The sequence below is a fragment of the Neisseria sp. genome (genome assembly GCF_030527965.1).
Taxonomy (GTDB): domain Bacteria; phylum Pseudomonadota; class Gammaproteobacteria; order Burkholderiales; family Neisseriaceae; genus Neisseria.
The window spans coordinates 39,624-53,644 of record NZ_JAUMZU010000013.1 but is presented as its reverse complement, the minus strand read 5'-3'; the positions used below and the strand labels follow the sequence as shown (position 1 = coordinate 53,644).

Below are 14,021 nucleotides of genomic sequence, written 5' to 3'. Positions count from 1 at the left end.
AGGAAGCAGCCCGAGACGCGCCCGAAATTTGTTAGAATGCTTGCCGCATGAAACGAACTCGCAACAACGGCGGGCAACATAAAATCAAACGTAAGGAAAACGATATGATCGGACAATTTGAAATTCACGGCAGCGTGAAGAAATCACTGCAAGCCTATCTCGACGATAAAGGCCTCACTTTGCAGCAGGCGATGGACGCGGAAGAAACCAATAAGGAAGTGGCCGCCATCATTCATGCCGGGCTGCCGGGCATGGTGCGCAAAATCTATTCCCTCTCGAAAATGGAGCATTTTTTCTGGGAGAAAAAAGAGCTGATGGTGGAATTTGTGGCACAACGACTGGCTGCGGCGGATAAAAAGCCGAAGGGCAGCAAGAATACCAATCAGAAAAAGCGCTGAGTGGCGCGTTTTTGATATGCTGAAAAATGCCTGTCTGAAAGTATTCAGACAGGCATTTATTATGTTGCGTTCTATTTGCACCGAAAAGATGAGTGGCAAAAAGATTCGGCATGCGCCCTATCAAGTTCCTTTGCCAATTTAAGCAAGCCTGAGCGCGCTCAAAATGCGCTCGCTCCAGTAATCCCAGCGGTAGCTGAACAGGGCATAGCTTTCTTGCAGCAGGAAACGGCGCCGTTTCTGTTGGTCGGTATAACGGCTGGTCGGAGTGGCAGAAAGAGTTGCGTTAATGCCTAAATCGGCGGCCATGGTGCGTGCGCGCGCCAGATGGTAAGGGTCGCTGACGATAATTACGGAATCGATATTATTGTCGCGCAAGAGCGGGCGGATGTTTTGCAGGTTTTGAAAGGTGTCGCGCGAAGTGTTTTCAAACAGAATGTCGTTTTTGGGTATGCCTTGTTTGAGCGCATAGCGGCGGCCGACTTCGGCTTCGGTCATGTAGCCTGCTTTGGGTGTGCCGCCGGTAAAAATGAGCTTGCCCACCCTCTGGCTTTGGTAAAGCGCAATGGCATGGTTGATGCGTTCGCGGAAAACGGGCGAGGGGTTATTGCCCCAAGCGGCGGCACCCAGCACCACGGCGGCATCGGATTGGCCGTCGTAAGGCTTGGCATTGCCGGTTTGGTAAACATCGAAGATGCAATAAAACAGCATGAAAGCCGGCAGCGACAAGCTGATGAGCAAGCCGAATAGAAAATAGCGCAGCGGGCTTTTGCCGGTTTTGAATACACTCATGGCTTTAGGGTAAAATCGCTTCGATGAGCTCCAGCGGGCGGCCGATGGCGGCGCGTTCGCCGATAACGGCAATCGGGCGCTCCAGCAGGGCGGGGTGTTGGGCAATGGCTTTCAGCAGCGCATCGTTATCCAAATGCGGATCGTCCAGCTTGAGGCTGTGGTATAAATCGTCTTTTACCCGCATCATGCTGCGAGCCGATTCGAAGCCGAGTTTTTTGAACAGGTTTTGCAGTGTTTGCAAATCGGGCGGCGTATCCAGATAGCGGATAACGTCAACCTGCAAACGGCGGCTTTCCAGCAAACCGAGTGCGGCGCGCGATTTGGAGCAGCGGGGGTTATGGTAAAGAATGATGTCGGCCATGATATTTATTAAAAGATTGTTTTGATTGGTTTCAGACAGGCATTACTGAGGTTTGGTTATTGTATGCCGACGTGAATGTTTTGTCGCGTAAAATCTGATGCAGGCTGCCGCAGGGCGCCGAATCGAAAGGAAAAATAATGAAAAAATATTTGATGTTGTTGGCTTCTTTAGCGGTATTGCCCGCGTTTGCAGCCGAGCTGCAAGATTGGAAAAGCGGCAAACCGCAGGATTTGCAGGCGCTGCCCGGGCAGGTGAAGGTGGTGAATATCTGGGCGACGTGGTGCGTGCCGTGCCGCAAAGAAATGCCCGCCATGTCGGCATGGTATCAGAAGCAGGATAAGAAGAAGGTTTCGCTGGTCGGCGTTGCGGTGGATAAGCCGGAGAGTATCGGCGCCTTTTTGAAGCAAACTCCGGTCGCCTATCCTATCTGGCATTATGCGGGTAACGACAGCCGCGCGTTTATGAAAACGCTGGGCAACGCATTCGGCGGCGTGCCTTATACCGTGGTGTATGCTGAAAAATGCGATGCCCGCCAAAGCATTGCCGGCGAAGTGAAAGGGATGAAATTGGATGCGGCGGTTAAGGCCGTGCGAACGCAATGCAAGATGGGTTAAGAGTGAGCTAAACCTAATGCTCCGTTTCGAGCATTAGGTTTACAGGCAGTTTGAAATGTTTTTGGCCGTTCGGATACGGTCTTGAGTTTATCCATAAAACCTTTTCAGACAGGCATTATTGTTGATGCTTGTCTGAAAAGGTTTTTGTTTTATTATGATGAGAATCATAATTATTTACTAGTTATAATTATATATATCATTGATATTTATATGATTATTTTTGATAAATAGCTAGTTGTTGTCAATTTTATTTGAAATTGAACAAAAGGTGATTTATATCAAACATGTATTATTGGTGAATCTTTACTTTAAGAATATACTGAAAGCGCTGTTAAAAGAACACACCAAATCAAGTGGAATAAAACAAATAACCCACTGGAGACCACTATGAAAAAGCATATTCTTTATGCATTAATCACTACCGCCTTTTTAACCACAGCTTGCAGCCAGCAAAGCAATCATACGCAGCAAAGCGCTGCAACAGGAGAAGCGAAGCCGGCCGCAGCCCAATCTGCCGGGAACACACCCGATCTGCCGAATTTAAGCGAGGAAGAAATCGGCAAATTGGAGCATGTGAAACAAACATTGGTTGCCCCGCCGAATGTGCCGGAGCACACACTCGAAGCTCCGGCCAAACCGCGCGTAGTGGAAGTGACGCTGGTGGTTGAAGAAAAAGAAATCGAAGTGGAACCCGGCGTGTTTATATGGGCTTTTACTTTTAATGGCAGCGTGCCCGGCCCTATGATTGTGGTGCATGAAGGCGATTATGTCGACTTGACCCTGAAAAATCCGAAAACCAATAAAATGGCGCATAACATTGACTTTCATGCTGCTACCGGTGCTTTGGGAGGCGGAGAGTTGACGCTTGTTCAGCCGGGAGAGGAAGTTAAACTGCGTTGGCGAGCCATTAAGCCGGGCGTATTTGTTTATCATTGCGCCCCGGGCGGGGCTATGATCCCTTGGCATGTCGTTCATGGTATGAACGGCGCAATTTTAGTATTGCCGAAAGAGGGCTTGAAAGATAAGGAAGGTCGGAAATTAACTTACGACAAAGCCTTCTATATTGGAGAACAGGATTTTTATCTGCCTAAAGATGCCAATGGCAAGTATAAACGCTATCCTGATTCAACCGCTTCCATGGCCGACGACATCAAAGTCATGAACGGCCTGATTCCAACCCATATCGTGTTTGGCGGTAAAAAAGGCGCTTATACCGGCGATAATGCGCTGAAAGCCAAGGTGGGTGAAACCATTATGCTTTATCACTCACAAGCCAACCGGCCGTCTTACCCTCATCTGATTGGCGGGCATGGCGATTATGTTTGGGAGCGTGGTAATTTGGCCGACAAGCCGGCTCAAAACTTAGAAAGCTGGGTTATCGGCGCAGGCTCTGCCGGTGCCTCCATGTATACTTTCAAACAGCCGGGCACCTACGCCTACTTAAACCACAACCTGATTGAAGCTGTCAATCTTGGCGCTTTGGCGCAAATCAAAGTGGCAGGAACGTGGAACGACAGCCTGATGAAGCAAACCTTGAAACCGTCACCCATAACTGATACGGGCGCAGCTTCAACGGCAGCCAGCGCCGCTTCCAAATAAGGCCTGATAAGGCCTGAGCAATGAAAACGCAAAGCCTGTCTGAAAGTATTCAGGCAGGCTTTGCGTTTTTTGATGGATGCTTTTGAGCTTGCCAACCATCTGACTTAAAAGTTTCAGCTGACGCCTTTGAATTTATTCACAAAATCATTGATTCTTTGCAGAACACCTTGTTTTTTCGTTAAATACTGCGGATTGAGCGGGCTCATTTTCGGCAAGATGTCATTTAAGTCAGTGCCGTTTTCGCTGGCGTAGCCGCGTTTTAATGAAGAAGAAAGATAACGTTTGGCTGCTTCGATGTTCAAATTTTCCGATGCGATCAAGCTTTCCGCCTCTTGTTGTTGCTCAGCTCGGGCAAATGTGAAAAAAGCTTCAATAATCGTAGCCTTATCGGGGATGCTATTTAAATCGGTTCGATTGATGAAATCCACAACCAAACTTTCTTTATCGCGGTTTTCTAAGTTGGAACGAATAATGCGGCGTATTTCTTCCACTAAATCCGCTTGGCTTTTGGTTTTCTTATTGTGCTCGAAAATCAATTCAAGAATATAGTCTAAATTGATTTCCTGAGATTTAAGCAAATCCACTTCAAAAACCACATCATGCCAATCAATATTGGATTGGTTTTTTTCCTCATTTTTCTCGCGGCGCAGCCAATCGCGAATATCGTTGTATGTAGAGCGATAATCTTGCACGATGCGTTTGGGCAAAATCTCAATGGATTTCATGTTTTCTACATCATCATCACTGAGATAATAATCTGCTTTAAATTGCTCAAGTGCTGTTTGATTGGTCGTATCCAATTGCTGCAAGGCTTCCAAGCCGGCGAATTCGTCATAATTCTGTAAAATATTTTCTACTCGCAGATATTCGCCGAATAGTTTGGCAAAGTCTTTTTTATCCTGTTCGCCAACGATATTGTCGGGCTCGGGAAATTTATTTTTCAGCTCGGCCACAACCTCCAAATAACCGCGGCAGGCCTCACCGCTGGTATTGTCGGTGTAGCCTTCCATATATTCCTGATAGCTTTTTTCCAACACCACATTTCTGGTATTGTTGTTGCCGAATAAAGTAATGGCGTCAACGGTTGCTTGCTCCAAGTCGCGAAACGTCACGATATTGCCAAATGTTTTAACTGCCCCCTGAATACGGTTGGTGCGTGAGTAAGCTTGTATCAGGCCGTGATAACGTAGATTTTTATCAACGAATAGCGTATTAAGCGTAGGTGCATCAAAACCGGTGAGAAACATGCCCACCACAATTAACAAATCAACCTCTTGCTCTTTGACTCGCTTGGCAAGGTCGCGATAATAGTTTTGAAATGATTTGCTATCCAAGCTGTAATTGGTCTTGAAGCAAGCGTTATAGTCTTGAACCGCCATATACAAAAACTCTTTGGCAGTAGAGTTCATCGCATCCGGATCAAAGCCTTCATCGATAATATCCCCTTTTGCATTTTGCTCTTCATTGGAAGCAAAGGAGAATATCGTTGCCACTTTCAAAGGATTATTTTTGCCTGCTTGCTGTTTTTTAAATTCCTCATAATAAAGCTTGGCGGCATCTACGCTACTTACAGCAAACATCGCATTAAAGCCTTTGCTACCAACATTTAAGCGGTGCGTTTTTTGTTTGAAATGCGTCAGAATATATTGCGTGATTTCACGGATACGTTCGGGGTGTAATAATGCCTGCTTGGTTTCAAAAGCCGTTAATTTCTGTTCGTCTTGTTCGCTCTCCATGCTCTTAAATTGCGGGCGCACATCGTTATAATCTACCTTGAATTTCAAAACCTTTTCATCACGAATGGCATCGGTAATGGTATAAGCATGCATCTCCCGCCCAAATACACTGGCGGTCGTTTCTGAGCCTAGCGCGTTTTCTGTGAAAATCGGCGTACCGGTAAAACCGAACTGGCAGAATTTTTTAAATTTCTTTTTTAAATTCTTCTGCGCTTCACCAAACTGCGAACGATGGCATTCATCAAAAATAAACACTACCTGCTTCTGATAAATTGGCAGATTGTCTTCGCCTTTCATCAGATTATTCAGCTTTTGAATGGTGGTCACGATGATTTTATTATCATCTTTTTCGATATTGGCTTTTAAACCTGCGGTATTGTCAGAGCCATTCACGCTATCGGGTGAGAAGCGTTGGTATTCTTTCATGGTTTGGTAATCGAGGTCTTTCCGGTCAACCACAAAAAACACTTTATCTATATAATCCAGCTCGGTTGCCAGCCTTGCCGCCTTAAAACTGGTCAGCGTTTTGCCCGAACCGGTGGTATGCCAGATAAAGCCATGATTTTCGACAGCGCTCCATTTTTTGCTGAGATGGTTGCTGTTAATCTTCCATAAAATACGCTCGGCTGCCGCAATCTGATATGGGCGCATAATCAATAAAGTATCGCTACTATCAAAAACAGAATAATCCATCAATACTTTCAGCAAAGTCTGTTTTTGGAAAAAAGTTGCGGCAAAGTCTTTTAAATCCTTAATCAGTGTATTATCTGATTTTGCCCAGTTCATCGTAAAATCAAAGCTGTTTTTATTGCGCTTGGTGGTATTGGCAAAATATCGGGTGTCCGTACCATTGGAAATCACAAAAATCTGCAAATATTTAAACAGCGAATGCTCGGCATTAAAGCTTTCTTTGCTATAGCGATGCACCTGATTAAAAGCTTCACGAATGGCAACACCGCGCTTTTTCAGTTCGATTTGCACCAATGGCAGGCCGTTCACCAAAATCGTAACGTCATAACGGTTGGCATGCGTACCGGTTTGTTCCACCTGATTGATGACCTGCATGCTATTGCGGGCGATGTTTTTCTTATCCAGCAGATAAATATTTTGAATATGCCCGTCGTCAAACACAAAATCATAGATATGGTTATCATGAATTTTGCGGGTTTTCTCAATCAGATTGTCAGACGGCTTATCTAAATACTCGGTTAGAAAGCGTTGCCACTCGCTGTCTGAAAACTGCATTTGATTAAGCTGTTGCAACTGCACGCGTATATTGGCAAGCAGCTTTTGCTGGGTATTTAAATCTTTGCGGTATTCATAACCCTGATTTTGCAAATCGGCAATCAGCTCCCGCTCCAAATCCGCCTCGGATTGGTAGCTGCCGTTTTGCTCGATTTTGGTGTATTTATCCAGAATAATAAAATTGTTGGATTCCGCAATGGTTTTGGTTTCGTTCATGTTACTTTCTCTTATTTTTTAGCTTGTTAATATCTTTCTGCCATTTTTCTAAAATCTGCAAGTCCTCAGCCTCTGCCTGAGTGAGTTTCTGTTGCTTTCTGGATTGATCAAACAAGGTATATTGTTCTTTCACTAGCGCTTCCATTTGTTTTGCGGTTCGTTTTCCTTTGCCGGTAATTAACGGAAACCCATTAAATTCAATCAAATTATCCACATTATTACGCCAGAAATTTAGCGTTAGATCCTGACGATTTTTAACCCGTAATTCAGCACTTTCTAAAAAGATCATCACTAAACGATTTAAAGAATCTAATTCATCATTGGTAAGATAATTTTTGGCAGTAATAATATCGCCTTTGCGAACAACAGAGCCTTTCCAAGACGTTAATCCCATATTAGGCAATTCCGCATTAGCACGGTTACAAATCAATTCTGCAGCAGTTTGCTGTGTAATCGCATAAATCAGCTTATTTTGTGTTTCGGCAAAAAACATCTGTGTGGTTTTATCGGTCTTATCATAGTCGCTAGATAACTTAAATAAATCACGTACTTTTTGATAAAAACGCATTTCGCTCGCACGAATTTCACGAATTTGTTCGAGTAATTCATCAAAATAATCAAGACGACCTTGAGGATTTTTCAACCGCTCCTTATCTAATAAAAAGCCTTTATCTAAATAGTAACGTAGTTGAGTATTTGCCCAACGGCGAAATTGCACACCTCGAGGGCTACGAACCCGAAAACCAATGGCTAAAATCATATCAAGAGAATAATGCTTTACCTGATACTGTTTACCATCTTGGGCAGTTATTAAATAATCCTTAATAACTGAAAGTCCATCTAATTCTTTGTTTTCAAATATATTTTTGATGTGAGTGGTTATATTTGAAACAGAGGTGTCAAAAAGTTCGGCAAGCTGCTTCTGTGTTAACCATGCTTCATTTTCTACGACAAGCAGGGCAACATGTGCTTTGCCATCGTCGGTGTTGTAGATGATTAAATCGTCCATATCTTGATGATTATTTATAAAGGTTTTGGGAAGTTTAGAAGCAACTCCCGATAATATTCATATCGCTTTTGGCGCAATTCGATTTCACGAGGCAAGCCTTCGCTGATGGAATGGTTTAAGGCATCGAATTTATCTAAAATAGCAACGATACGTTCTTGCTCGGGAATAGGTGGGATTGTTATAGGGAAATTTAATAACATTGGTTTACGAAGCGAAGTAACTGAAGAATTTACAGATACTTTTTGTATATATTGATAAAAGTATGCTGTTATATAGTAATATGCAAATTTTGGTTTCACTAACTCGTTTGGAAATATGCGATATGCTCGCTGATGTAAGGCATATTTGCCTTGAACATAATGAAATACTTTCCCTACCCCAACCCCATCACCTGCTGTAATAATCGCAATCTCATCAAAATCAAAGATATTTAATCTTAAAGGTTCTCGACCTCTTGCGTAAAAGATGTAACTGCCATCATCAATGGCATCCTGTGTATCATGGCTACCTGTACCTATTTCCGCCACTTCCCCCAACGTTTTCCATTCAAAGCCGGTTTTGGCGAGTTCGGTTTCGCTGAGTAATAAATCGCGGTAGTAGTTGTATTGCTTTTCTCTGGCTGTAAGCTCTGCTGTAAGCTCCGTGAAATTGTCCAGTATACGGACAATTTCGGCTTGAATGGGAAGTGGTGGGATTGGGATTGTTAATTGGCTAATAATATCTGAATTTAGATTGCTAACTGATCCGCTATTGATTTTCCCCAACCAATAATTTTTGACTTTATTCGAAGCAAGATAGTAATACAGAAAATCAGGATTTAGTACTTTTTGGAATTTACTAAGAGAAGCCCAGCCGTCATGTATTGCTCCATTGATACCTAAAATATATGGTCGGCCAAAACTCATAGAATTTGAGATAATAAAATCTCCTTTTTGTAGCATTCTTGATTTTAAGGCCCCTTCTTTAGTGATTTTCTGAGCCGTATTATTAATATATTTTTCTTGAGGTGAAGTATCTCCAATTTTTATCCAAGGCACTCCATCTTTATCTTCGGTAATATATTTTGCTATTGGTCTAGGAGAAGCCCCTCGCTGAATTTTTGCAACTTCTCCTAAAGGCTTCCATTCAACCTTCGCGGTTTTTATCATTTCCAATAATTTGCTCATGTTTTTTTGCTCTATTTTCTGTTTTATCTTTGTGCTGTGATAAAAAGGTTTATTTTCTATCACTTCGGTCAATGATTTAAACTCGCTCAATCTCTTGGATAATTTGATCAATCTCACTACGCAAGCGGCTGATTTTCTCTACCGTGTTTTGGATTTCAGCATTGAGATCGGTGATATTTATCACTTCGCGGGTGTCTTTGGCTTCTACATAAGAGCTGACTGCCAGATTGTAGTCATTAGCAGCAATAGCCTCTTTTTCCACCATTTGAGAAAAATGTGCGATATTTTCCTTATGGTCGAAGGCATTAAGAATGGTTTCTATATGCTCATCCGTTAGCACGTTATTATTGGTTTCTTTTTTAAATAATTTGCTGGCATCAATAAATTGAATTTGATTTCGGATTTTGTTGTCTTGTTGCCCACGTAAAACCAAGATGTTGACCGCAATGGTAGTGCCATAAAAAAGATTGGGTGCCAAGGCAATGACGGCTTCAACACAATCTCTCTCTATCAGATATTGGCGAATTTTTTGCTCCGCCCCACCACGGTAGAAAATTCCCGGAAAAGAAACAATAGCGGCACGCCCTTTGGCGGAAAGATAGCTTAGCGCGTGCAAAATAAAAGCAAAATCGGCTTTGGATTTGGGAGGCAATACGCCGGCAGGAGCAAAACGGTCGTCATTGATTAAAGTCGGGTCGTCGCTGCCTATCCATTTAACCGAATAAGGCGGATTGGAAACGATGGCATCAAAAGGTTTGTCATCGCCAAATTCCGGCTTGATTAAGGTATCACCGAGTGCGATATTGAACTTGTCGTAGTTGATGTTGTGTAGAAACATATTCATGCGGGCAAGGTTGTAGGTGGTGTGGTTGATTTCCTGCCCGAAAAAGCCGTCTTCAATGATATGCGCGTCAAACTGTTTTTTAGCTTGCAGCAATAAAGAGCCTGAACCTACCGCGGGGTCATAAATTTTGTTGATGCTGCTTTGCTTGTGTATGGCTAGTTTGGCGATGAGTTTGGACACATGTTGCGGGGTGAAAAATTCGCCGCCGGATTTGCCGGCATTGGCGGCATAGTTGGAAATCAGAAACTCATAGGCATCGCCGAACAAATCGATATGATTATCTGAGAATTCGCCGAAATCCAATTCGGCTACGCCTTTTAATACGGCGGCCAAGCGTTTGTTTTTATCGGCTACGCTATTGCCAAGGCGGCTACTGGTGGTATCAAAATCGGCAAACAAGCCTTTGATATCCGGCTCGGATGGATGACCGTTGGCAGAGCTTTCGATGGCATCAAAAATCGCTTTTAAATTGGTATTTAAATTTTCATTGCTATTGGCTTGGGCTGCCACGTTGCTAAAGAGCTGGCTTGGGTAGATGAAATAGCCTTTGCTTTTGATAGCGTCTTTCTGAATTTCAGGCGTGATAACACTATCGGGCAAGGCGGCATAATTGACGCTTTCGTCGCCGGCTTCGATGTAGTTCACAAAATTTTCACTGATAAAGCGATAAAACAGGGTGCCGAGCACATATTGTTTGAAATCCCAGCCGTCGATAGAGCCGCGAACATCGTTGGCGATTTGCCAGATTCGGCGTTGTAGTTCGGCGCGTTGTTGGGTGCTGGTCATGATGGTTTCCTTATAGTGAGAAGATGTTTTCAGGCTGCCTGAAGGTGTTTGGATATAGGTTAAAATACCAGAAGGTTACTATTTTAACGCTTCAATTTGGCAAAGGCATCGGCCATGGCGGTGTTGCCTTGTTTTTGTTGAGGCGTTTTGTTGTTGCCGCGCGACGGGCGGTTTTCAGACGGTCTTTCGCTGCGTTTGGCGTTGCTGGTTTCGTCGTTCAGGCGCATGGTGAGGGCGATGCGTTTGCGGGCGGCATCAACTTCCAGCACTTTAACTTTGACGACGTCGCCCGCTTTGACGATTTCGCGCGGGTCGGAAACATAGCGGTCTGCTAGTGCGGAGATGTGAACAAGGCCGTCTTGGTGTACGCCGATGTCGACGAAGGCGCCGAAGTTGGCAACGTTGCTAACCACGCCTTCGAGTATCATGCCTGTCTGTAAATCGCTGATTTCGTGAATGCCTTCGGCAAAGGTGGCGGTTTGGAACACGCCACGCGGGTCGCGCCCGGGTTTTTCCAGTTCGGCCAGGATATCAAGGATGGTAGGTAGGCCGAATTGTTCGGTGGTGTAGCTGGCGGGTTTGATACGGGCGATTTGTTCGCGGTTGCCGATAAGTTCGGCAGCAGCGATGCCTTGGTCGGCCAGCATTTTGGCGACGATGGGGTAGGCTTCGGGGTGGACGGCGCTGGCATCGAGCGGTTCTTTGCCGCCGTTGATGCGCAGGAAGCCGGCGGCTTGTTCGTAGGTTTTTTCACCGAGACGCGGCACTTTGAGCAGTTTTTTGCGGCTGTCGAAGGCGCCGTTTTCGTCGCGGTAAGCAACGATGTTTTGCGCCAGCGTGCTGTTGAGGCCGGAGATGCGGGCGAGCAGTGGTGCAGAGGCGGTGTTGACGTCGACGCCGACGGCGTTTACGCAGTCTTCAACCACGGCGTCCAGCGATTTGGCGAGCTGGCTTTGGTTAACATCATGTTGGTATTGGCCGACGCCGATGGATTTGGGGTCGATTTTAACGAGTTCGGCCAGCGGGTCTTGCAGGCGGCGGGCGATGGATACGGCGCCGCGTAGGGAAACGTCGAGGTCGGGAAATTCGCGCGCAGCCAGTTCGGAGGCGGAATAGATGGAGGCGCCGGCTTCGCTGACAACGATTTTATGCAGCGGCATTTCAGGCAGGCTTTTGATGAGTTCGCCGGCCAGTTTGTCGGTTTCGCGGCTGGCGGTGCCGTTGCCGATGGCGATGAGTTTGACTTGGTGTTGTTTGATCAGGCGGGCGAGCGTGGCCAGCATTTGGTTTTCTTGGTGTAGGTAAACGATGACGGTGCTCAGCAGTTTGCCGGTATCGTCAACAACGGCGCATTTGACGCCGTTGCGGTAGCCGGGATCGAGGCCGAGGGTGGTAAGGCGGCCGGCAGGGGCGGCAAGCAGCAGGTCTTTGAGGTTGCGAGCGAAAACGGTGATGGCGTCGCTGTCGGCTTGCTCTTTCAAGCGGTTGAGTGCGTCGAGTTCGAGCGAGAGGAATATTTTGGCACGCCAAGCGAGGCGCACGGTGTCGCGCAGCCATTTGTCGGCGGGGCGGCCTTGATCTTGAATGGCGAAGTGTCGGCAGATGGCTTTTTCGTAGTCACTTTGTTCGGTAATTGGGGTTTCGTCGGGCTGGTATTTGAGGGCGACGCTGAGAATGCCTTCGTTGCGGCCGCGCAAGACGGCAAGGGCGCGATGGCTCGGCATGCTGTGAATGGCTTCGCGGTGGTCGAAATAGTCTTTGAATTTTTCGCCTTCGGTTTCTTTGCCTTCGATTACTTGCGCCTGCAACTCGGCTTCTTGCCAGAGTTTGTCGCGCAGTTGGCCGATCAGTTCTGCCTCTTCGGCGAATTGTTCCATCAGAATGGCGCGAGCTCCATCCAGCGCGGCTTTGCTGTCGGGAACTTGTTCGTTCAGATAGGCGACAGCGGCTTGTTCGGGGTTTTCTGACGGAGTGTTGAGCAGTAAATCGGCCAGCGGCTGCAAGCCGTTTTCGCGGGCAATTTGTGCTTTGGTACGGCGTTTCGGCTTGTAAGGCAGGTAAAGGTCTTCCAGCGCGGTTTTGTTGTCGGCGGCTTCGATGGCTGCCTGAAGCTCGGGCGTGAGTTTGCCTTGTTCTTCGATGCTTCTTAATACGGTGGCTTTGCGTTCTTGCAATTCGCGCAGGTATTGCAGGCGTTCGGCCAAGGTGCGCAATTGGCTGTCGTCTAATCCGCCGGTGGCTTCTTTGCGATAGCGGGCGATGAAGGGAACGGTGGCGCCGTCGTCCAAGAGGGCAACAGCAGCGGTAATTTGAGCGGGTGTGGCGGCAAGTTCGGTGGCGAGAATTTGGGTGATGTTCATAAGGATGATGGCGTGTGTTGGGTTAAGGTAAGCGGGGTGTTATGGGGTTGTGATCCCTAACGCATCGGCATGAAAGGCTATATGGCTTTCGATGTGGCTGGCGATGAAGTAGTAGCTGTGGTCATAGCCGGCGCATAGTTGGTATTGCACTTGGAAGCCGCGCTGGCGTGCTTGTTCTACGAAGCGCTCGGCTTGCAGCTCGCGCGGGCGAAATTCGTCGGCATCGCCTTGGCTGATGAGTATCGGTAGGGTAGGTGCGGCGGATGCGAGCAGGGCGCAACTGTCGTATGGCAACCAGTCGTCGCGATCGGCGCCGAGGTAGGCGATAAAGGCTTTCTGCCCCCACGGGGTTTCGCTGGGGTTGACGATAGGGGCAAAGGCAGATACGGCAGCGTAGTTTTCCGGATTTTTCAGGGCAATTTGCAAGGCACCGTGCCCGCCCATGCTGTGGCCGAAGATGCTGCATCGGCCGTTTAGCTGCGGGAAATGGGCGGTGAGCAAGGCCGGCAGTTCGTGCACGATGTAGTCGTACATGTGGTAGTGGGTTGCCCACGGGCTTTGTGTGGCGTTGAGGTAAAAGCCGGCGCCTTGCCCTAAATCCCAGCCGTTGTCGTCGGGTACGTCGGCGCCGCGCGGCGAGGTGTCGGGCATAACCAATGCGATGCCGTGTTGTGCGGCGTAGCATTGTGCGCCGGATTTGGTACTGAAGTTTTCATCGGTACAGGTTAGGCCAGACAGCCAGTAAAGCAGAGGGACGCGCTGGCCTGCCATCGCTTGCGGCGGCAGGTAAATGGAGAAGGTCATGTCGCATTGCGTGCTTTCGGCATGATGGCGGTAACGCGCTTGCTCGCCTTCAAACAGTTTGTGGCGTGTGAGGCATTGCGGTGTTTGCATGGTG

11 protein-coding genes are annotated in these 14,021 nt (G+C 46.8%); 3 read left to right on the top strand and 8 right to left on the bottom strand.

Annotated elements, in window-relative coordinates:
* The first annotated feature begins 104 nt into the window (after positions 1 to 104).
* Positions 105 to 398, top strand: coding sequence for a hypothetical protein (locus tag Q4A84_RS07185; RefSeq protein ID WP_303088278.1), 294 nt, complete (start codon positions 105 to 107; stop codon positions 396 to 398).
* 138 nt (positions 399 to 536) lie between these two features.
* On the opposite strand, the gene Q4A84_RS07180 is transcribed toward Q4A84_RS07185, so the two are convergent.
* Together Q4A84_RS07180 and arsC are read right to left on the bottom strand one after the other, a co-directional pair.
* Positions 537 to 1,187 carry a YdcF family protein gene (locus Q4A84_RS07180; RefSeq protein WP_303088250.1) on the bottom strand — a complete coding sequence of 217 codons (651 nt, stop codon included), beginning with the start codon at positions 1,185 to 1,187 and terminating at the stop codon, positions 537 to 539.
* A 4-nt stretch (positions 1,188 to 1,191) separates the two neighbouring features.
* Complete coding sequence (arsC, locus tag Q4A84_RS07175; protein WP_303088249.1) at positions 1,192 to 1,548, bottom strand: arsenate reductase (glutaredoxin); 357 nt, start codon at positions 1,546 to 1,548, stop codon at positions 1,192 to 1,194.
* A 137-nt stretch (positions 1,549 to 1,685) separates the two neighbouring features.
* Here arsC and Q4A84_RS07170 point away from each other — a divergent pair, with 137 nt between their 5' ends.
* On the top strand, positions 1,686 to 2,162 hold the full coding sequence (locus Q4A84_RS07170) for a TlpA disulfide reductase family protein (protein WP_303088248.1): 477 nt from the start codon (positions 1,686 to 1,688) through the stop codon (positions 2,160 to 2,162).
* Positions 2,163 to 2,549: 387 nt separating this feature from the next.
* Positions 2,550 to 3,761: a copper-containing nitrite reductase gene (gene nirK, locus Q4A84_RS07165; protein WP_303088247.1), complete on the top strand. Its 1,212-nt coding sequence runs from the start codon at positions 2,550 to 2,552 to the stop codon at positions 3,759 to 3,761.
* Positions 3,762 to 3,874: 113 nt separating this feature from the next.
* Here nirK and Q4A84_RS07160 read toward each other — a convergent pair whose 3' ends face one another.
* The 6 genes from Q4A84_RS07160 to fghA all read right to left on the bottom strand — a co-directional run bounded on the left by Q4A84_RS07160 (position 3,875) and on the right by fghA (position 14,017).
* Positions 3,875 to 6,958, bottom strand: a complete 3,084-nt coding sequence (locus Q4A84_RS07160; RefSeq protein WP_303088246.1) for a type I restriction endonuclease subunit R — start codon at positions 6,956 to 6,958, stop codon at positions 3,875 to 3,877.
* Between the two features lies 1 nt (position 6,959).
* Complete coding sequence (locus tag Q4A84_RS07155; protein WP_303088245.1) at positions 6,960 to 7,967, bottom strand: virulence RhuM family protein; 1,008 nt, start codon at positions 7,965 to 7,967, stop codon at positions 6,960 to 6,962.
* A gap of 14 nt (positions 7,968 to 7,981) precedes the next feature.
* The gene (locus tag Q4A84_RS07150) at positions 7,982 to 9,133 is read right to left on the bottom strand and encodes a restriction endonuclease subunit S (protein WP_303088244.1); all 1,152 of its coding nucleotides are present in this window, start codon (positions 9,131 to 9,133) and stop codon (positions 7,982 to 7,984) included.
* A 76-nt stretch (positions 9,134 to 9,209) separates the two neighbouring features.
* Positions 9,210 to 10,763 carry a type I restriction-modification system subunit M gene (locus Q4A84_RS07145; RefSeq protein ID WP_303088243.1) on the bottom strand — a complete coding sequence of 518 codons (1,554 nt, stop codon included), beginning with the start codon at positions 10,761 to 10,763 and terminating at the stop codon, positions 9,210 to 9,212.
* A gap of 83 nt (positions 10,764 to 10,846) precedes the next feature.
* Positions 10,847 to 13,123, bottom strand: a complete 2,277-nt coding sequence (locus tag Q4A84_RS07140) for a Tex family protein (RefSeq protein WP_303088242.1) — start codon at positions 13,121 to 13,123, stop codon at positions 10,847 to 10,849.
* Positions 13,124 to 13,162: 39 nt separating this feature from the next.
* A complete protein-coding gene (fghA, locus tag Q4A84_RS07135) occupies positions 13,163 to 14,017 on the bottom strand; it encodes an S-formylglutathione hydrolase (RefSeq protein ID WP_303088241.1) in 855 nt (284 codons plus the stop codon).
* Between the last annotated feature and the right edge of the window lie 4 nt (positions 14,018 to 14,021).

Coding starts and splice junctions, on each gene's coding strand:
- Q4A84_RS07150 (WP_303088244.1), bottom strand. CDS start 9,133: ATGAGCAAATTATTGGAAATGATAAAAACCGCGAAGGTTGAATGGAAG.
- arsC (WP_303088249.1), bottom strand. CDS start 1,548: ATGGCCGACATCATTCTTTACCATAACCCCCGCTGCTCCAAATCGCGC.
- Q4A84_RS07185 (WP_303088278.1), top strand. CDS start 105: ATGATCGGACAATTTGAAATTCACGGCAGCGTGAAGAAATCACTGCAA.
- Q4A84_RS07170 (WP_303088248.1), top strand. CDS start 1,686: ATGAAAAAATATTTGATGTTGTTGGCTTCTTTAGCGGTATTGCCCGCG.
- Q4A84_RS07145 (WP_303088243.1), bottom strand. CDS start 10,763: ATGACCAGCACCCAACAACGCGCCGAACTACAACGCCGAATCTGGCAA.
- fghA (WP_303088241.1), bottom strand. CDS start 14,017: ATGCAAACACCGCAATGCCTCACACGCCACAAACTGTTTGAAGGCGAG.
- Q4A84_RS07160 (WP_303088246.1), bottom strand. CDS start 6,958: ATGAACGAAACCAAAACCATTGCGGAATCCAACAATTTTATTATTCTG.
- Q4A84_RS07180 (WP_303088250.1), bottom strand. CDS start 1,187: ATGAGTGTATTCAAAACCGGCAAAAGCCCGCTGCGCTATTTTCTATTC.
- nirK (WP_303088247.1), top strand. CDS start 2,550: ATGAAAAAGCATATTCTTTATGCATTAATCACTACCGCCTTTTTAACC.
- Q4A84_RS07155 (WP_303088245.1), bottom strand. CDS start 7,967: ATGGACGATTTAATCATCTACAACACCGACGATGGCAAAGCACATGTT.
- Q4A84_RS07140 (WP_303088242.1), bottom strand. CDS start 13,123: ATGAACATCACCCAAATTCTCGCCACCGAACTTGCCGCCACACCCGCT.